A 19,519-nucleotide genomic window follows, 5' to 3' on the forward strand; every position below is an offset into this window, starting at 1 on the left:
TGGATAGTGTGAAAAAAATCGTTGTCGTCGGAGCGGGACCTGGCGGGCTTGCTGCCGCGATGTTGCTTGCTGCGAAAGGATATGATGTGTCTGTATTTGAAAAACAACCGTATGTAGGAGGACGAAATGGACGATTCGAGCTTGGTGAGTACCGCTTTGATATCGGTCCGACGTTTTTAAGTATGCCTCATATTATTGAAGAGTTATTTACAGCAGCAGGAAGAAACATACATGACTATGTCCAACTTGTCGAATTAGATCCGATGTACGAACTCGTTTTCAATGATGTAAAGTTAGCGATGACGATGAATCGGAAAAAAATGAAAGAACAAATTGCGGCACAATTTCCTGGGAACGAAGACGGTTATGACCGGTTTATGAATGAAAACGAACGGAAGTTGCAGGCGCTCGCACCGATTTTACAAAGTAAAATGGACCGACTGTACCACTATTTGCGTCCGACCGTGTTGAAAGCATTGCCGCAGCTGACGTTGTCACAATCGCTATACGACATATTAAGCCGATATTTTAATGATGAGCGTCTTCGGTTAGCATTTACGTTTCAAGCGAAATATTTAGGCATGTCCCCGTGGGAATGTCCAGGTGCGTTTTCCATTTTATCTTACATGGAACATGCATACGGCATTTATCACGTCATCGGCGGGTTAAATGAAATTCCAAAAGCGATGGCGCGCATCGTTGAAGAATATGGAGGAAGCGTGCATGTGAATACAGGAGTGCGAAAGCTTTGGCTTGATGGCACGACTGTGAAAGGGGTCATATTAGAAAATGGTGAAAAAGTGTCGGCTGATGAAGTGATTATTAATGCCGATTTTGCCCATGCGATGACGAATCTCGTCGATGACGGTGTATTAAAAAAATATCGCAAAGAAAAATTGCAAAAAAAGAAATATTCATGTTCGACGTTTATGATGTACGTCGGGATAAACAAGCCGGTTGATCTTGCTCATCATACAATTATATTTGCGGACGATTATAAGCGAAACGTCGATGAAATTACGAAAGAAAAAACGATTCCACACGATCCTTCCATTTACGTGCAACATGCTGCTATAACTGATGCGACGGTTGCACCGAAAGGAAAAAGTGCGCTTTACATTTTAGCACCTGTGCCGAACAATACGAGCGGTATTGATTGGGAAAAAGAGAAAGGACCGTTTCGCCAAAAACTATGGGATACGTTATCTAAAAAATTAGGATGGAAAGATATGGAGCAACATATTGAATGTGAAAAAATCATTACGCCACATGATTGGGAGCATCATTTATTTGTTTATGAAGGAGCAACGTTTAATTTAGGTCATCAGCTGTCGCAAATGATGGTGTTTCGTCCACATAACGAATTTGAAGAATTAAACCATTGTTGGCTCGTCGGTGGCGGGACGCATCCGGGAAGCGGTTTGCCGACTATTTTTGAATCCGCCCGTATTACAGCAAACGGCATATTACAAGCACATCGTCAGCCGCTTATTCCTGTTGGCGCTCTGCCGAAGCGGAGGGAAGCATGATGAACATTGCGATCGTCGGCGGTGGCATCGGAGGCATGATGACGGCGTTATCGCTTGCGAAGCGCGGGGCACATGTGACGTTGTTTGAGAAAAATGATCGGCTTGGCGGGCGTCTTTCGTTTATTGAGCGAGAAGGGTTTCGCATTGACGCCGGTCCAACGATCGTATTGTTGCCAGAAAAATTGCGTGCTTTTCTTGCCGACGTTGGCGTAACGGAAGATGAATACGAGCTTGTTCGCTGTGATCCGATGTATACGATTCATTTTGCGGACGGCATATCGTATACAAAATATGCGGAAGAAGAAAGACAAGTAGAAGAAATTGCTCGTCTGTTTCCTGGGGAAGAAAAAGGATTTCAACGTTTTATGAATGAGATGAGGGAATATTTTACTAAAGGTGATGAGCTCATTTTAACGAAGTCATTTATAAAGAAACAAACGTTTTTTACGAAAGAGACGATATCGCTTTTTTCTCGTATGCGCGCCTATCAATCTGTGAAAACGAGCATGAGCCGTTATTTTCATGATGAACGGTTGCAGCTTGCTTATTCGTTACAGACGTTATATATTGGAGGCAATCCATATACGACCCCTTCGCTTTATTCGCTCGTTTCGTTTAGCGAGCATGCGCACGGTGTGTATTACGTGAAAGGTGGATATGCAAGTCTCGTTTCTTTGCTTACAAGAAAGCTAGAAGAAGCAGGAGTAACCGTTCGATTGCAAACGGAAGTGGAACGGTATGAAGTGAACGGCGACAAAGTAGAGGCGCTTTATGCCCAAGGAGAAACGCACCGTTTCGATGCATTTATAATGAATACAGATGAACCGACGATGATGACGAAAAAACGAACGTGGACCCCTTCATCGAGCTGCGTGTTGCTTTATATCGGACTTGGGCGAACGTACGATGCACCGATTCATCAATTTTTTTTACCTCCTGATTTCAAACAACATATGGATGACGTCTTTGTTCGAAAAGTTGTTCCGAAAGACCCGTCATTTTATACGTTTTATCCATCGGCGGTCGATCGTTCGTTAGCACCAGAAGGGAAAAGCGTGTTATATGTATTGATTCCTGTGCCGAGTGGGCGCCATATTGATTGGACAACACAACAACATTGGATTTCTCACATCGTTGATGAAGTGGAGAAACGAGCGTTTCCGAACTTGAAGGAGGCAATGGAATGGATGCATGTTCGCACGCCGCTTGATGCGCAAAAAGAAGGGCTATATGATGGCGGGATGTTTGGGATCGCACCGACGTTATTTCAATCGGGTCCATTTCGTCCTCAAGTGAAGTCCGCACGTTATGAAAACGTGTATCGTGTTGGAGCATCTGTTCATCCAGGTGGAGGGGTGCCGGTTGTGATGCAAGGGGCTCAATTATGTACGGAACAATTACTTCGTGATTGGAGTGAATACGAGTGAATATAAAGCAAGCGTATGCACAATGTGAGGCGGTAACAGCATATCATTCTAAAACGTTTTATCGGGCGTTTTCTCTTCTTCCGTATGATGATCGTCAAGCCATTTGGGCAATTTATGCGTTTTGTCGCCGCGTCGATGACATCGTAGATGAAGGTGAACAACCAGATGAACAGCTACAACAATTTGAAAAACAATGGGAAGCGTTTGTGGCGGGGCATACAGAGGATGACTTTATGTGGATCGCGCTTCGCGATGTCTTTTCGCGCTATGATATGGACATTGAGCCGTTTTGGCATATGATTGAAGGGCAAAAAATGGATTTAACCGTTCATCGTTATGATACGTTTGCACAGTTGCTTCACTATTGTTATTGTGTCGCAAGTACAGTAGGGTTAATGTTATTGCCAATTTTAGCCCCACATCGCCGCGAGCAGTTAAAAGAAGGGGCGATTGCGCTTGGAGAAGCGATGCAGTTGACGAACATTTTGCGCGATGTCGGTGAAGATATGATGCGCGGTCGCGTGTATTTGCCACGCGAATGGCTGAATATGTATGGAGTGAGCGAACAACAGATCGCTTTTGGTCAAGTCACGAGCTCATTTATTGATTTATGGGAGCATATCGCACAAGAGGCGGAAAACAGATATGCGGATGCGGAAAAAACGTTTTCTCTTTATCCACTGTCTGCCCGTTTTGCTGTAAAAGGAGCGGCGCTTATGTATAAAAGCATTTTACATGCTGTTCGTGAACAACAATATGACGTATTTACGAAGCGAGCATTCGTGTCGGAAGAACGAAAAAAAGCGTTACTGCAACAAATGGGAGGCGAAAACGTTGAAGTGGGGTGATCGTTTATACCGCCTCTTTCTCATTTGGTACGCATGCGGGATTGTACTCGTCGGTTTTCGTCTCCTTCCACCTTGGTTAGAGTGGGCGAATGTTGTGTTTTTAATGCTTGCTGGGGTAATTGGCGCCTTTTTTTTAATCGAAACATACGGTCGACGTGGCGTCATCGCAACGGTTGCTATTTTCATCGGTACGATGGCGGTCGAATACGTCGGGGCAACGTATAGTCTCATTTTCGATTCATATGATTATACGAATCAATTTGGCATGACGGTGTTTGGGGTACCGATTGCGATCGGTTTTGCTTGGCTCGCGGTCATCGGTTGTACGCATGCGCTCGCATTACGTTTCGTTTCAACAAAGCGCCCGCTATTTTCTGCTGTTGTCGGTGCGGTATTGGCAGTCGTATTAGATTTAGCCATTGACCCGGTAGCATATGTGGCGAAACAGTATTGGATTTGGGAAGGAACGAGCATTTATTACGACGTTCCGCTCCAAAATTTTGTCGGCTGGTTTGTTGTGGCGTTTGTCATTCATTTTATGCTTTTTATTTTTCCAGCGCGCAAGGCAAGCTCCGAGAGGCGAGCCATTTCTCTTTTTTTCCTTCTTGAAGCGATGTTTTTATTTCTCGCCCTTATGGAACAGTTATATGCCGCTTTCTTTCTCGGTCTATTGCTTACGGCGGTTATTTTTTGGAAATGGAGACGATCGACATGATTGAGGCGAAAAAAAACCGCGCATTTGAATGGATGTTTTCGCTTTACAACACATGGTTGTTGCGTACATCGTTTCATCGATTGTACGTACGGGGACATGTCGTTCGAACGCCTGCGCTATATGTGGCAAATCATAGTTCGTGGTGGGACGGGCTAATGGCGTTTCAATTAAGTCGTTTTGTTTTCCAACAAAATAGTTATGCGATGATGTCAGAAGAGGGATTAGAACAATATCCGTTTTTCCGTAAGCTCGGCGGCTTTTCGGTGAACCGTACGCAACGAAAAGAGGTCATGAAGTCGCTTGACTATGCGGTTTCGTTATTGCGTGACGGGAAAAGCGTTTGGATGTTTCCGCAAGGGGAAGAACAACATATTGAAAAGCGCCCGCTTCAGTTTTTCACAGGCGCTGTATATGTAGCGGAACGGGCGAACGTGCCGATTGTGCCGCTTGCGTTTTACCATAGTTTTCGTCATCATCGGAAGCCGGAATGGTTTATTCATATTGGCGAGCCGTTACGTATTTGTGACGTTTCAGGGAGCAATCGAAAAGAAAAAACGGCTGAACTTGAGCGTATTTGTACCGCACAACTCGATGATGTTCGGCGTCTAGTCATCGCTGAACAGCTTCAATCGTTTCGCTGTTGGGATGGAGGAAAGTTATGAGCGTCATTTTGGCATGTTTTTTCATTTGGACGGTTGTCAACTCTTTGTTTCTCGTTCCTCTTCCAAAACGTTCGGTGTTTACTGATCGGCCGCTTGTGAGCGTGCTCGTTCCGTTGCGCAATGAAGAGCGGAATGTGAAGCGTCTCGTTCGCTCGCTAAAACAGTTGACATATGAGCCGATCGAGTTTCTCCTTCTTGACGATCAGTCAACGGATCGAACGTATGAGTTATTACAGCAAGAAACGAAAGGGGACGATCGTTTTACGCTTTTGCAAGGAAAGGCGCTTCCTGACGGCTGGGCAGGGAAGGTGCATGCGTGTCATCAACTCGCTCAGCAAGCAAACGGGGTATATTTGTTTTTTATTGATGCGGATGTTGAGCTAAAGCCAACGGTCATTGAAAAGTTGTTGACGGTCGCCACGACATATGATGCAAAACTTGTCACTGGTTTTCCGTCGTTTCATCCGCGGTCGCTTCCACTCGTTGGAAAATGGCTCGTTCCGTTGCAACATTTTTTTATTTTATTTCATTTGCCACTCGTTTTCGCCAACTATACGAACATGCGCGCAACAACAGCGGCGCACGGAGCATGTTTATTTTTCGAGCGCACCGCTTATGAAGCGATCGGTGGCCATGCGTCCGTCAAGCAAGAGCTTGTTGAAGATGTGATGATCGCGCGTAAAATGAAAGAACGCCGTTACCGTGTCATTTTAGCGAACGTCAGCACGCATGTTGTTTGTTATATGTATGAAACGAATAAAGAAGTATGGGCAGGTTTTTTGAAAAATGTATATATCGGATTAAATCGCTCACCTTTTTTCGTTTTGCTACTTACGATGTTTTACGGCATATTTTACGTCACACCGCTTATCTCTGCTTCGTTGTCGCTCGTGTACGGGGCAACGTACGCCTTGCCGCTTGCGATCATTATTGCACAAAAGGCGTACGTCGAATGGAAGACAGAACGCTCAATTTCGACGTGTTATTGGATGCCGGTGAGTGCCGCAGCGTTTATCGTATTAATGTATGCATCGATGCGCGCAAAACGGTATGAATGGAAGGGGAGGACGTATACGTGAAAAAAGTAGTCATTATCGGTGGTGGACTTGGTGGGTTGTCTGCTGCGGTGACGCTTGCGCAGCGCGGCGTCGATGTGCAGTTGTTTGAAAAAAATAGTCATTTTGGCGGGAAGTTAATGCCCGTTCAACTTGGCGACTATTATTTTGATTTTGGACCGAATACGATTACGATGCCGTTTGTGTTTCGGCATGTCATTGAGCAAACAGGGGCGCGCACAGAAGATTACATTACGTTTCGAAAATTGTCTGTGCATACGAAAAACGTATATGAAGACGGAACGACGTTTTTTCTTTCTAGCGATCGCGATTACATGAAAGAGCAGCTTGCGGCGATTGATCGCGTCGGGGCGTTGCGTTACGACGATTTTTTACGTGAAGTCGAAAGGCTGTATCGGCTGGCGAAAACGCACTTTTTTCCGCGCATGTTTCGCTCTTTTGTTGATTATATGTCACCGTCGCTTGCGGTTGCTTTATTGAACGCTCGACCGCTTGAAACGTTACATCATTTTTTTCAACGCTATTTTACGAATGAACATGTCATTCAAGCGTACGACCGTTATGCGACGTATATTGGCTCATCGCCGTATATGGCGCCAGCGACGTTTGCGATGATCGCTTATTTAGAAATGGTTGATGGCGTATATTACGTAGAAGGTGGAAACGCCCGAATTGCTCATACGTTTGCGATGCTTGCGAAACGAGCAGGGGCAACGTTACATACAAACCGAGCAGTGAAGCGTGTCATTGTGCATAACGGAGCGGTGAAAGGGGTCGAGCTTGAAGATGGGGAGAAGGTAGAAGCAGACGTCGTGATTATGAATGCCGATTTGTTACAGGCGTATCGCGAGCTCGTTGATCCTCACGATCGTTCGTATGAACGAGCCGAGCCGTCCATTTCCGCTTTTGTCATGTTAGTTGGAACGAAAGAAAAATGGGATCATTTAGCTCATCACAACGTGTTTTTCTCCGTCGATTATAAACAAGAGTTTGAACATATATTTGCTGGACGGTATAGTGAACATCCGACGATATACGTTTGCGCGCCACCATTTACGAAAGAAGGCTCATCTTTGTTTGTGTTAGTGAATGCCCCGCCACTTACAAAAGATGGTCGTATGCAAGTCGATGAACAAGCATATAAACAACTCGTGTACGAACGGCTTCGCTCATACGGATTAAATGTTGTGCCAGACGTCGAACGCGTTATCACTCCGCTTCATATTGCGGAACAGTTTGGCGCATATCGCGGCGCATTGTATGGGATGGCGTCGAATCGGCGTCGGGATACGTTTTTACGTCCGTCAAATGCATGTAAAGAAATGAAAGGATTATATTTCGTTGGGGGGACGACCCACCCGGGAGGTGGATCGCCAATGGTTGTCATTAGCGGGCAAAATGTCGCTAACCATTTGCTTGGCGTCAAGCTGTCGCTTCCTTTTTGACGAACGATTTTGTGCGCCATACGTTTGATTTCCAGCGCCAATAGACGAGCAAACCGCGCAGCCATTCGTCCGCTGTAAAGGCAAGCCAGACGCCGACTAAACCGAGATCGAACGAAATGCCAAGAATATAGGCGAGCGGGACGCTTACTCCCCACATCGATGCGATACCGATGTAGACAGGAAATTTTACATCGCCGGCCGCGCGTAAAGAGTTAATGATGACGAGATTAAACGAACGCCCGGGCTCAAGAAGCATCGTAAGCAAAATGAGCGTCCCGCCTGTTTCAATCATCCGTTTGTTGCTTGTGAAAATGGAAAACAGTTGATCGGAAAAGACGGAAAACAACGCCGCAACAGCAAACGAAATGATGACAGCGAGCCGTAAGCTCCGCAAGCAACGGGTATACGCCTCATGAAACCGTTCCGCCCCAACGAGATGCCCGACGATAATTTGCGTCCCTTGCCCGATAGCGACGCTAAATAAAAAAATAAACATCATGATGTTTTGCGTATATACTCTTGTCGTTAACGCCTCTGTGCCGAGCATCGTAATGAAATAGGTGATGACAAGTTGCGACGTATTGTAAGCGACATGTTCACCTGCAGATGGAATGCCGATTTTTAATAGTTGTTTCACGTAAGCAAATGAAAGCGCCTCTTTTGACAAAAGCGGAAGCGGATGTGGGAGACGCTTCATGATGAGAAAAAATCCAACGACAAGCCCGATGACACGGCTAATCGTCGTTGACCAAGCGACCCCTTCGACACCTAATACAGGTAAGCCGAACGGCCCGAACAAAACGAAATAGTTTCCAATGATGTTTAATATATTGACCCCGATCGTAATGTTCATCATGTCGCGCGTAAATCCGTAGCTGCGCAATATGGCGCCGAGCGTCATAATGAGCGCCTGCACAAATGAAAAGCCGCCGACAATCCATAAATAAGCGCGCGCATCGGCAATGAGTTCATTCGGGACGTTCATAAGGTGAAGAAGAGTGTCGCTTCCTGCCCAAAGGGCAACACTTAATACGACGCCAAATAGCATATTTGCCCAAATGGAAACAGCTCCGATGTAGGAAGCTGTTTTTTCATCATTTGCCCCAGCATATTGTGCAATTAAAATCGATGTTCCTGTTGCGATAAAGCCAAACATGACAACGACCATAAACAACAGTTGATTCGCTACCCCGACCGCAGCAACCGCTTCATCTGCATATTGGCTAAGCATAAACGTATCGGCGTTGCCCGTTAACATATGAAGCGTCAATTCAATAAAGATCGGCCAAGTGAGCGCAAATAAAGAAAGCTTTTTTGCCAAAGAAGACAACTCCTTTACGATTTCCGACTTGCAAACTGTTTTTAGTTTAATGGATTGTTATAATGGAAAAAAGGGAAAAAGACGATTACTTTTGTACATTTCCGACTGAAAGGAGGGGGCTTATGTATATATCGTTTTCCGTTCCGCCGTTTCCTGTTTTTATTAAAGGTGGCGAGGCGATGTTTCGAAAAGGAATGAAACATTTTCGCCGCACGTTTTCTGTATTCGATTTTTTGTATGTGCAAAAAGGGACGCTATATATGACCGAACAAGACGAAACGTTCGTTGTCCGTGAAGGGGAATACGTCATTTTATGTCCGGGCTTTGAACATTATGGGCATGAGCCGTGCGATGAAGATACGCATTTTATTTGGATTCATTTTTCAATACCAAAATACGATCGTGTCGAAAAACAGCCGTACGGATGGGGCGATATTATTGAGAGAGAGGCTACATATGTCGATTATGCGCAATATCGCTTGTTTATCCCCCAATATGGAAAGTTGAAACAAGCGGGGATGGAGGCGATGCTTCAACACATTGTCCGCGAGCAACAAACGCCGGATCATTCGTTAACGCAACAGTTGTTATTCGCCCAATGGATCGTTCAACTGCAAAAACAAATGCTTCATATTCCGTCTGCTGCCGAGCATGTATGTGCCGCGGCGATGGAGTATATTCATCGTCATTACGGAGAGCCGTTTGACATGGAGCATCTTGCTCATGCGCTTCGCCTTCATCCAGACTACATTTCGCGTTGCATGCAAAAAACGATCGGCATGAGCGCGTTGCAATATGTAAACGATTATCGGCTAAAGATGGCAAAGAAAAAATTAGCCGCGACGAATGAGACGGTCGCGGCGATTGCAAAACAAGTCGGATTTGAAGATGGCGCGTATTTTTCGCGCGTATTTAAAAAAATGGAAGGGATGACACCAAGCGAATATCGTCGCTTTATTCAGCGGACGTAGGTTGTACGAGCAGCATTCGAAAGCCGTACGGTTCGATTGTCATCGTTCGCTCTGTTATTTGCTCGTTTGTCCAAAGGTTTGTCACCGTTTTGTCGCCAAGCGAAAACGGAACGGTCCATTCCAATGGGGCTTCTCCGTTGTTTAATATGCAAACGATCGTTTCGTCTTCATATGTTTTCACGTAAGCGATATGATTCGTTTCATCGTTTGTTTCTAACACATGAAACTCTCCGAAGCGCAAGGCACGATATTGTTTGCGCAATGAAATGAGCGTTTGCACGTGCGCAAATAAATCGCGGTCTTGCTTTTCCTTTTCCCATACCATACATTTTCGGCAAAGCGGGTCTTGACCGCCAGTTAGACCGATTTCGTCTCCGTAATATATGCATGGTGATCCGCTGAAAGAAAGTTGGAACGTAAACATAAGTTTCACTTTTTCTTTTTGTTCGTCGCATTGCGTGAGAATACGTGGCGTGTCGTGGCTGCCGAGCAAATTAAAGGCGACTTCGTTTACGTTTTGCGGATAGTTATGCCATACGTGAACGATCGTGTTCGCAAATTCGCTCGCGCGCACATGTCCTTTCGCGAAATAGTTCAACGCTCCGTTTGTAAACGGATAGTTCATGACGGCATCAAACTGATCTCCTCGTAACCACGGCATCGCATCGTGCCAAATTTCACCGAGAATGTACACGTCCGGTTTGATCGCTTTTACCGCTTGGCGAAACTCGCGCCAAAATTGATGATCGACTTCATTCGCCACATCTAACCGCCATCCGTCAATGTCAAATTCGCGAATCCAATATGTTGCGACGTCTAATAAATATTGCTTCACTTCCGGGTTTTCTGTATTTAGCTTCGGCATTTCCGGCACGAACGCAAACGTATCGTAATTTGGAATTGGTTCGGTTTGAAGCGGAAAGTGACGAATATGGAACCAATCTTTATAGCGAGATGACTCCCCGTTTTTTAATACATCTTGAAACGGAGCGAAATAATAGCCGCTATGATTAAATACCGCATCGAGCATGACGCGAATGCCTTTTTCATGGCACGCCTCAACGAGCCGTTTAAACGTCTGTTTATCGCCAAATTGCGGGTCGATTTCAAAATAGTCGATCGTATCGTATTTATGGTTCGACGGGGCTTTAAAAATCGGCGTAAAATAAATGCCGTTAATGCCGAGTTCGACAAGATAGTCTAACCGTTCAATAATCCCTTCAAAATCGCCGCCAAAAAAGCTCGTTGTCGTCGGATCGACGCTTCCCCACGGGAGCGTATATGGCGGATTTAATTTCGGATTGCCGTTGGCGAACCGTTCAGGGAAAATTTGATACCATACTGTATCCTTCACCCAGCTAGGTGCGTCAAAAACGTCGATGCGGTTTAAAAATGGAAAACAAAAATAGTATGCGGTATCGTCTGTTGGCGCTTTGTCATAAAAGCCTTTTTCCGTATAGACGAGCACGTTTTCCTCATCGTGCAATTCAAATCCGTAGCGCAAGCGGCGATACGGTGGTTGCACGGCGATAAACCAATAATCAAATAGGGCGTCACAACCGCTTTTTTGCATCGGTTGCTTATCAAATTGCCATGCGCCATCTTCCCATACGTACGGATCGCCGAAAAGAAGAAAGACGGCATCGACATCATCTTTTTTTGTCCGTAAACGAATATGTAACGTTCGCTCGTCGTATGCATAAGCAAACGCATCTTTTGGACGATGGTAAATCGCTTCTTTCAACATGTTTCACTCTCTCCTCTCTATTTCACGCGCAATCGATTGCGCTTTTTATCACATATTGAGGTGCTCTTGATGCGACCGTTTAAGGAAGCGCATACAATGCTTATGTCAAGCGTAAAATGAAAGACAGTAAAAAGTCAACATTCATTCAAAAAAAGATGAAAAAAATAGTTGTCAAAACGAAAAATGATTGTATAATGAAGATAAAGGTTGTGCAATCGTTTTCGCAAAAATGAAAGCGTTTGTACGTATTGCTTAAAACACAGGAGGGGTCGAAATGAAAAAGACGGTATCCATTTTTTCATCGCTTGCGTTGCTCGCAGGTGTGATGGCAGGTTGTGGTCCACAAGATGAAGCAAAGCCAAAAGAAAACGAAAATGAAGGAAAAACAGAAGTATCCGAAGACGGCATGCCGCCGAAACCAGAAAAGCTTGTCGTTTGGGAAGACGTCAAGCGTGGGGTGGCGTTAGAGCCAGCGATTAAAGCGTTCGAAGAAAAGTACGGCATTAAAGTGGAGTACAAAGAAGTTGAAATGGCAACAAAACAACGCGATCAACTTCGCCTAGACGGTCCAGCTGGCACAGGTCCTGACGTTATCACTGTTCCGCACGACCAAATCGGTCAGCTCGTGACGGAAGGATTAATTCGCGAAATTAACGTTGATCAATCTGTATTAGATACGTTTACAGAATCTTCAATTGCGGCGCAAATGTATGATGGAAAGTTATACGGACTTCCAAAAGCAGTAGAAACTCCTGTATTCATTTACAACAAAAAATTAATGGACAAAGCGCCTGAAACGATGGACGAATTGTATCAGTTCTCAAAAGAGTTCACAAAAGGCGATCAATACGGTTTCTTAGCGCTTTGGGATAACTTCTATTTCGCACATGGCGTTATCGCGGGTATGGGCGGTTACGTATTTAAAAACAATAACGGTGCGTTAGATCGCAACGATATTGGCTTAAATAATGAAGGGGCAGTAAAAGGAACAGAGTATATCCAAAAATGGTATAAAGAGTTGTTCCCGAAAGGTATTATCGGTGAAAACGGCGGTTCAGCGATGGACGGTTTATTTAACGAAGGAAAAGCAGCGTCTGTCATGAACGGTCCGTGGGCGTTCCAAGGTATGCGTGATGCAGGCATCGATATCGGTGTAGCGCCAATGCCGAAATTGCCAAACGGTGAGCCTGTAAAAACGTTTATGGGTGTAAAAGGTTGGCACGTATCTGCCTTCTCGAAACATCCTGAATGGGCAACAAAACTTATTGAATTTATTACAAATGAAGAAAATGCGAAAAAACGCTTTGAGTTAACGCGCGAAATTCCGCCAGTGAAGTCGCTCATTAACGATCCGTTAATCGCAGAAGATGAAGGAGCAAAAGCTGTTGCGATCCAATCTCAATATGCGGTTCCAATGCCAAACATTCCTGAAATGGCAGAAGTATGGGGTCCAATGGCGACAGCGCTTCAACTTGTTGCAAACCAAAAAGCAGAGCCAAAACAAGCGCTTGATGAAGCTGTAAAAACAATTAAAACGAACATTGAAACGAACCATCCAAGCAAGTAAGTAACGAGCGGTACCTCTCTTGTAGAGGTACTGCTTCAACTTTCTTTTTTTTGTTTACTTATTCACATTCAAGTGCGCTCCTCGCCATCGTTTTAGAAAGGAGACAAAATCAATGGAAACACCAATGTACCAATCAAATCATCGGAAAATTGCCCTCGGTTTATCGCTTATTCCGGGATTTGGACAACTATATAATCGTCAATACGTTAAAGGCATTTCGTTTTTCATTTTAGCTGCCTCGTTTTTGATCGTTTTTAAAGATTTATTAAATATGGGATGGTGGGGCATCTTTACGCTCGGTGAAGTCGTCGGACGTGACCATTCCATTTTCTTGCTTGTCGAAGGAATTTTAGCCGTTATTATTTCCGTGTTTGGGCTTGGCTTTTATGCGTTTAACTTGCGCGATGCTTATAAAAATGGGCAAAAGCGTGATTTAGGGTTGAAAATTAGCTCGTTGCGCGAGCAATATCGCGCGCTCGTTGACAACGGCTTTCCATATTTAATGATTTCGCCAGGTTTTATTTTGCTCGTATTCGTTGTCATTTTCCCGATTATTTTCGTCGTCTTATTGGCGTTTACAAACTATGACTTATATCATTCCCCACCAGCTAAACTCGTTGACTGGGTAGGGTTTCAAAACTTCATTGATTTAGTGAAGCTCGATCTTTGGCGAAAAACGTTTATTAACGTCCTCGCTTGGACGATCGTTTGGACGTTTGGGGCAACGACGTTACAAATTGCGCTCGGTATTTTCTTAGCGATTATCGTAAACCAAAAAGATTTAAAAGGAAAAGCGATCATTCGGACGATTTTCATTTTACCTTGGGCTGTTCCGGCGTTCGTGACAATTCTCGTCTTTTCAGGCATGTTTAATGAATCGTTCGGGGTGATTAATAAAACGATTTTAGCATCGTTAGGCATCGGACCGATCGAGTGGATGACGGATCCGTTTTGGACGAAAGTTGCGCTCATTTTGATTCAAACGTGGCTCGGGTTCCCATTCGTCTTTGCGATGACAACAGGGGTATTGCAAGCCATTCCGAACGAATTGTACGAGGCGGCAACAGTCGATGGTGCTTCAAGTTGGCAAAAGTTTACGAAAATTACCCTTCCGCTCGTGTTGTATGCGACAGCGCCAATTTTAATTACGCAATATACGTTTAACTTCAATAACTTTAACATCATTTACTTATTTAATGGTGGCGGCCCTGCGGTATCCGGGCAAAATGCTGGTGCGACTGATATTTTAATTTCATGGATTTATCGTTTAACAATGACATCTGCGCAATATTCGAAAGCAGCGGCAATTACGTTATTGCTTTCACTCGTTGTCGTATCCGTTGCATTATGGCAATTTAGAAGAACAAAATCATTTAAAGAAGAGGATATGATGTAATATGGATATGAAAAGACAAAAACTCATTCGGCTGACGTTGTCGTATGCAGTCATTTTGGCGATGACGATCGTTATCGTCTATCCGCTTCTTTGGGTCGTTGGCTCGTCGTTTAACCCGGGACAAAGTTTGTCCGGTTCGAAAATGATTCCAGACAACGCCACGCTCGCTCATTATAAAAAGTTATTTGATACGTCACAAAGCGATTATCTCATTTGGTATTGGAACTCGTTAAAAATTTCAACGTTGACGATGATTTTTTCGGTTATTTTAGTCAGTTTAACAGCGTATTCGTTTTCGCGTTACCGGTTTATTGGACGCCAAAATGGGTTGATGACGTTTTTAATTTTGCAAATGATTCCAAACTTTGCGGCGCTCATTGCGATTTTCATTTTAGCGCTTTTAACGGGATTAGTTGATACGCATTTAGGGTTAATTCTCGTATACGTCGGCGGTGCCATTCCGATGAATACGTGGCTGATGAAAGGGTATTTAGATACGATTCCGAAAGAGCTTGATGAATCGGCGAAAATTGACGGAGCCGGGCACTTGCGCATTTTCTTCCAAATCGTTTTACCGCTTGCGAAGCCAATTATTGCGGTCGTGGCGCTCTTTACGTTTATTGCGCCGTTTGGCGATTTCATTTTAGCGAGCGTTTTGCTGCGCAGCAAAGAAAAATATACGCTAGCGGTCGGATTGTACGATTTAGTGGCGAAGCAGTTCGGTAGCGAATTTACAACGTTTGCGGCAGGTTCGGTATTAATTGCTGTGCCGATCGCTATTCTCTTCCTTTCATTCCAAAAGTATTTCGTCTCTGGCTTAACGGCAGGTGGAACAAAAGGATGAGAAACGAAAGGAAAGAATCGTTTTGGTTCTTTCCTTTCTTACTATTTAGAGATATATTAACATAAGAAGCTTTGGAATGAATGGGGAGTGAAATGAAATGAAACGTGTATTTCGTGCGCTACTTGTTTTTGTTTTGTTGTTGTCTGTGACGACGCCAGCGAGTGCGAAAACGGAGCGAACGTGGCAAGATGAACGCATTTATTTTATTATGGTCGACCGTTTTAATAACGGGAATCCGAAAAACGATTACGATGTAAATGTGCATGATCCGAAAGCATACCATGGTGGCGATTTACAAGGAATTATTGACAAGCTCGACTATATAAAAGGAATGGGTTTTACAGCGATTTGGCTGACGCCGATTTTTGCGAACGAAAAAGGCGGATATCACGGCTATTGGATTGAAGACTTTTATAAAGTAGAAGAGCATTTTGGAACGCTCGATGACTTCAAACGGCTTGTGAAAGAGGCGCATAAGCGCGATATGAAAGTCATTTTAGATTTCGTCGTCAACCATACAGGTTACAATCATCCGTGGCTAAATGATCCGGCGAAAAAAGATTGGTTTCATGAGAAAAAAGACATTTTTAATTGGGCGAATCAACAAGAAGTAGAGAACGGTTGGTTGTTCGGTCTCCCAGATTTAGCGCAAGAAAATCCGGAAGTGAAAGCGTATTTATTCGATGTCGCGAAATGGTGGATTCAAGAAACAGACGTTGACGGATATCGTTTAGATACGGTGAAGCATGTACCAAAATCGTTTTGGGACGAGTTTTCAAAAGAAGTGAAGTCGGTGAAACAAGACTTTTTCCTTCTTGGAGAAGTATGGCATGACGATCCGCGCTATGTCGCGGAATATGGGAAGCATGGCATCGATGCGTTAATTGACTTTCCGTTTTACAAAGAGGCGTCAACCATTTTTTCAAACGTCGATCAATCGATCGAGCCGCTTTACAACGTATGGAAGCGAAATGCGGCGTTTTATGACCGACCGTATTTGCTCGGAACGTTTTTAGATAATCACGATACCGTTCGGTTTACGCGTTTAGCGTTGCAAAATCGCATCAATCCGGTGACGCGTTTAAAGCTCGGATTGACGTATTTGTTTGCAGCGCCGGGCATTCCAATCATGTACTATGGAACAGAAATTGCGCTTGATGGCGGGGAAGATCCAGATAACCGTCGTTTAATGAATTTCCGTACCGATAAGGAGCTCGTTGACTATGTGACAAAGCTCGGGGAATTGCGTGAAAAACTTCCGTCGCTTCGTCGCGGTGATTTTGAATTGCTTTATGAAAAAGACGGCATGGCTCTATTTAAGCGGACGTATGAAAAGGAAACGACGGTAATTGCGATTAACAATACATCAAAAACGCAAAAAGTGACGCTCGACGACGAGCTAGAACAAGGAAAAGAATTGCGCGGGTTGCTGGCGGGAGATTTAGTGCGCAGCAAAGACGGCAAGTACGACATCATTTTAGATCGCGAAACGGCGGAAATTTACGTGCTTGCGCCAAAAACGGGATTAAACATTCCGTTTATTGCGGCGCTTCTTGCGGTATATACGGCATTTGGTTTGTTTTTATACTTCGCGCGTAAACGAAAAGCATAATGATGATGGGGGAGAGAGAGCATGCTAGAAGATACAAGTTTTGCGATTCGGCCGGTCGATCAGCCAGATGAAGCGGAAAGATGGCAACCGATTGGACAAGTACAAAAAATTGGAAGGAAAAAAGCAAATATTTGCATTTACGTGCGAGCGGGCATCGGGTAAAATACATTTTTATCGTGATGATATCGTTCGAGTGACGATCGATCCGTTCGATCAAAAGTACGTCTCGGTCAGTCCTGCGGTCGTCGCAACGCCAGAAAAAGTGGACGTGCGCGTTCGTGCAGAAGAAAACGGTTGGACACTACAGACGAAACAGCTGACGGTCATCATCGAGCGAAGTCCGTTTCGTTTAGCGATATACGATCAGGAAGGGACGCTTCTTGTTCGCGACGTACAACCTGTATGTTTTGAAGCGAAAGGGCGCATGCGTTGTACACATGCGCTCGCTCCGACAGATGTCGTATACGGTTTAGGAGAGAAAACGGGTGTATTAAATAAGCGCGGGGCAGTATGGACGATGTGGAATACAGACGTGTATGCGCCGCACAATTTAGAAACAGATCCGCTATATCAATCACATCCGTACATGATGGTGTTAAAAAACGGACATGCGCACGGCATCTTTTTTGACCATACGTATAAAACGACGTTTGATTTACGTCATGAATCGTTTTATACGTTTACATCAGATGGGGGAGCGCTCGATTATTATGTGTTTGCTGGACCGCATCCGAAAGATGTGTTAACGCAATATACGCATCTCATTGGTCGCATGCCGCTGCCGCCGAAATGGGCGCTTGGGTATCATCAATCGCGTTATAGCTACGAAACCGAACAAGAAGTGCGCGAATTAATTCATACGTTTCGCACAAAACAAATTCCGCTTGATGCGGTATATTTAGATATTCATTATATGGATGAGTATCGTGTGTTTACATTTGATCAAAAACGATTTCCACATCCGCAATCGCTCGTTCAATATGCAAAAGAACAAGGGGTTCACATCGTTCCGATTGTAGATCCGGGCGTGAAAGTTGATGCGGAATACGAAACGTATCGCGATGGGGTGCAAAAAGATTATTTTTGTAAATATGCAGATGGAACGTTATACAAAGGAGACGTTTGGCCGGGAAGGAGCGTGTTCCCAGACTTTTTAAAGAAAAAAGTGCGAAAGTGGTGGGGGGAACAACACGCGTTTTATACAAACATCGGCATAGAAGGAATTTGGAACGATATGAATGAGCCGTCTGTGTTTAACGAGACGAAAACGATCGATGAACAAGTTGTTCATGACGGATGGAAAACGCATCGTCAAGTGCATAACGTATATGGCATGATGATGACGGAGGCGACATATCACGGATTGAAAAAGCAATTGAAAGGGAAACGTCCGTTCGTATTGACGCGCGCAGGGTTTTCTGGCATTCATCGCTATGCGGCGGTATGGACGGGCGATAACCGCAGTTTTTGGGAACATGTTGAGCTTTCGTTGCCGATGTGTTTAAACTTAGGCGTGTCCGCTGTTGCGTTTTGCGGGGCGGATGTCGGTGGCTTTGCGCATGATACGAATGGGGAGCTGCTCGTTCGTTGGACGCAAGTCGGTGCCTTTTTCCCATATTTTCGCAACCATTGTGCGATCGGTTTTGCGCGGCAAGAACCGTGGGCATTTGGGGAAACATACGAGCAAATCATTAAACGATATATTGAATTGCGTTATGAATGGCTTCCACATTTATATACGTTATGTTTTGAAGCAAATCAAACAGGTGTGCCGATGATGCGTCCGCTCATGATGGAATATCCGAACGATGAAGAAACATGGAATATATCGGATCAGTTTATGGTCGGGGAACAAGTGATGGTCGCACCGATCGTTCGCCCATATACGAAACATCGCATCGTTTATTTTCCAGAAGGGCGCTGGATCGATTATTGGACGAAAGAGCGATTTGAAGGTGGACGAAGGTATATCGTTGAAGCCCCGCTTGATCGTTTGCCAATATACGTGAAGGAAGGGGCAATGATTGCTCACGCGAAAGCGAAGCCATCGACGTCCACTGTTGATGAACAGTTGACGTTATATGTGTATACAATGAAGGAAGGAACATCGACATATACGCTTTACGATGATGACGGTACGACGTTTGCATATGAAAAAGGCGAATATGTACACATGCATATTCGTGCGACGTTTTTAGATGAGACCGTTCATTTCGAGGTAGAAACAGAAGGGGCGTACGAACCAACTTGGCAGTTGCGTGTTGTGTTCGTTGGAGACGTACCGTCAACGGTTGTTGTCAACGGTGAACAACACGCGGTAGAGGAAGCGTCAATTGTTTTGTAAGAGATGGGGGATTTT

Annotated in this window: 14 protein-coding genes and 1 pseudogene; 13 read left to right on the top strand and 2 right to left on the bottom strand. The window is 44.6% G+C overall.

Annotated elements, in window-relative coordinates; all coding sequences use genetic code 11:
* The first annotated feature begins 8 nt into the window (after positions 1 to 8).
* The 7 genes from HNR63_RS02970 to HNR63_RS03000 are packed head-to-tail and all read left to right on the top strand — an operon-like array spanning position 9 to position 7,702.
* Positions 9 to 1,529 (top strand): phytoene desaturase family protein, encoded by a 1,521-nt coding sequence (locus tag HNR63_RS02970; RefSeq protein WP_181519739.1) that lies wholly within the window; start codon positions 9 to 11, stop codon positions 1,527 to 1,529.
* Positions 1,529 to 2,956, top strand: a complete 1,428-nt coding sequence (locus HNR63_RS02975; RefSeq protein ID WP_181519904.1) for a phytoene desaturase family protein — start codon at positions 1,529 to 1,531, stop codon at positions 2,954 to 2,956. The genes HNR63_RS02970 and HNR63_RS02975 overlap by 1 nt, the downstream gene beginning before the upstream one ends.
* The gene (locus tag HNR63_RS02980) at positions 2,953 to 3,804 is read left to right on the top strand and encodes a squalene/phytoene synthase family protein (RefSeq protein ID WP_181519740.1); all 852 of its coding nucleotides are present in this window, start codon (positions 2,953 to 2,955) and stop codon (positions 3,802 to 3,804) included. The genes HNR63_RS02975 and HNR63_RS02980 overlap by 4 nt, the downstream gene beginning before the upstream one ends.
* Entirely contained in the window at positions 3,791 to 4,519 is a 729-nt protein-coding gene (locus HNR63_RS02985) for a carotenoid biosynthesis protein (RefSeq protein ID WP_181519741.1), read from the top strand. The genes HNR63_RS02980 and HNR63_RS02985 overlap by 14 nt, the downstream gene beginning before the upstream one ends.
* Positions 4,516 to 5,181, top strand: coding sequence for a lysophospholipid acyltransferase family protein (locus HNR63_RS02990; protein ID WP_181519742.1), 666 nt, complete (start codon positions 4,516 to 4,518; stop codon positions 5,179 to 5,181). The genes HNR63_RS02985 and HNR63_RS02990 overlap by 4 nt, the downstream gene beginning before the upstream one ends.
* Complete coding sequence (locus HNR63_RS02995) at positions 5,178 to 6,260, top strand: glycosyltransferase family 2 protein (protein ID WP_181519743.1); 1,083 nt, start codon at positions 5,178 to 5,180, stop codon at positions 6,258 to 6,260. The genes HNR63_RS02990 and HNR63_RS02995 overlap by 4 nt, the downstream gene beginning before the upstream one ends.
* On the top strand, positions 6,236 to 7,702 hold the full coding sequence (locus HNR63_RS03000) for a phytoene desaturase family protein (RefSeq protein WP_181519744.1): 1,467 nt from the start codon (positions 6,236 to 6,238) through the stop codon (positions 7,700 to 7,702). The genes HNR63_RS02995 and HNR63_RS03000 overlap by 25 nt, the downstream gene beginning before the upstream one ends.
* Here the strand turns inward: HNR63_RS03000 and HNR63_RS03005 are convergent.
* Positions 7,680 to 9,023: an MATE family efflux transporter gene (locus HNR63_RS03005; RefSeq protein WP_425485160.1), complete on the bottom strand. Its 1,344-nt coding sequence runs from the start codon at positions 9,021 to 9,023 to the stop codon at positions 7,680 to 7,682. The two genes, HNR63_RS03000 and HNR63_RS03005, sit on opposite strands and share 23 nt — an antisense overlap.
* A 122-nt stretch (positions 9,024 to 9,145) precedes the next feature.
* On the opposite strand from HNR63_RS03005, the gene HNR63_RS03010 reads away from it, so the two are divergent.
* Positions 9,146 to 9,994, top strand: coding sequence for a helix-turn-helix domain-containing protein (locus tag HNR63_RS03010; protein WP_085788346.1), 849 nt, complete (start codon positions 9,146 to 9,148; stop codon positions 9,992 to 9,994).
* Here HNR63_RS03010 and HNR63_RS03015 read toward each other — a convergent pair.
* A complete protein-coding gene (locus HNR63_RS03015) occupies positions 9,978 to 11,741 on the bottom strand; it encodes an alpha-glycosidase (protein ID WP_181519746.1) in 1,764 nt (587 codons plus the stop codon). The genes HNR63_RS03010 and HNR63_RS03015 overlap by 17 nt on opposite strands.
* Positions 11,742 to 12,015: 274 nt before the next feature.
* Here HNR63_RS03015 and HNR63_RS03020 point away from each other — a divergent pair, with 274 nt between their 5' ends.
* The 5 genes and pseudogenes from HNR63_RS03020 (at position 12,016) to HNR63_RS03040 (ending at position 19,504) form a co-directional block, all read left to right on the top strand.
* Positions 12,016 to 13,308 carry an extracellular solute-binding protein gene (locus HNR63_RS03020; protein ID WP_085788344.1) on the top strand — a complete coding sequence of 431 codons (1,293 nt, stop codon included), beginning with the start codon at positions 12,016 to 12,018 and terminating at the stop codon, positions 13,306 to 13,308.
* Positions 13,309 to 13,420: 112 nt separating this feature from the next.
* Positions 13,421 to 14,704 (top strand): carbohydrate ABC transporter permease, encoded by a 1,284-nt coding sequence (locus HNR63_RS03025; RefSeq protein ID WP_042534515.1) that lies wholly within the window; start codon positions 13,421 to 13,423, stop codon positions 14,702 to 14,704.
* Position 14,705: 1 nt separating this feature from the next.
* Positions 14,706 to 15,548, top strand: a complete 843-nt coding sequence (locus HNR63_RS03030; protein ID WP_042534513.1) for a sugar ABC transporter permease — start codon at positions 14,706 to 14,708, stop codon at positions 15,546 to 15,548.
* Between the two features lie 97 nt (positions 15,549 to 15,645).
* Positions 15,646 to 17,160 carry an alpha-amylase family glycosyl hydrolase gene (locus HNR63_RS03035; RefSeq protein ID WP_181519747.1) on the top strand — a complete coding sequence of 505 codons (1,515 nt, stop codon included), beginning with the start codon at positions 15,646 to 15,648 and terminating at the stop codon, positions 17,158 to 17,160.
* A gap of 21 nt (positions 17,161 to 17,181) precedes the next feature.
* Positions 17,182 to 19,504 (top strand): annotated as a pseudogene (locus HNR63_RS03040) (glycoside hydrolase family 31 protein).
* Positions 19,505 to 19,519 lie beyond the last annotated feature (15 nt).

The organism is Anoxybacillus ayderensis (genome assembly GCF_013761015.1).
GTDB lineage: Bacteria > Bacillota > Bacilli > Bacillales > Anoxybacillaceae > Anoxybacillus > Anoxybacillus ayderensis.

What these genes read in the sequence shown, in the direction of transcription:
- HNR63_RS02975 (WP_181519904.1), top strand. Translation starts at nt 1,529, where the DNA reads ATGAACATTGCGATCGTCGGCGGTGGCATCGGAGGCATGATGACGGCG.
- HNR63_RS02990 (WP_181519742.1), top strand. Translation starts at nt 4,516, where the DNA reads ATGATTGAGGCGAAAAAAAACCGCGCATTTGAATGGATGTTTTCGCTT.
- HNR63_RS02995 (WP_181519743.1), top strand. Translation starts at nt 5,178, where the DNA reads ATGAGCGTCATTTTGGCATGTTTTTTCATTTGGACGGTTGTCAACTCT.
- HNR63_RS03000 (WP_181519744.1), top strand. Translation starts at nt 6,236, where the DNA reads ATGGAAGGGGAGGACGTATACGTGAAAAAAGTAGTCATTATCGGTGGT.
- HNR63_RS03010 (WP_085788346.1), top strand. Translation starts at nt 9,146, where the DNA reads ATGTATATATCGTTTTCCGTTCCGCCGTTTCCTGTTTTTATTAAAGGT.
- HNR63_RS03015 (WP_181519746.1), bottom strand. Translation starts at nt 11,741, where the DNA reads ATGTTGAAAGAAGCGATTTACCATCGTCCAAAAGATGCGTTTGCTTAT.
- HNR63_RS03020 (WP_085788344.1), top strand. Translation starts at nt 12,016, where the DNA reads ATGAAAAAGACGGTATCCATTTTTTCATCGCTTGCGTTGCTCGCAGGT.
- HNR63_RS03025 (WP_042534515.1), top strand. Translation starts at nt 13,421, where the DNA reads ATGGAAACACCAATGTACCAATCAAATCATCGGAAAATTGCCCTCGGT.
- HNR63_RS03030 (WP_042534513.1), top strand. Translation starts at nt 14,706, where the DNA reads ATGGATATGAAAAGACAAAAACTCATTCGGCTGACGTTGTCGTATGCA.
- HNR63_RS03035 (WP_181519747.1), top strand. Translation starts at nt 15,646, where the DNA reads ATGAAACGTGTATTTCGTGCGCTACTTGTTTTTGTTTTGTTGTTGTCT.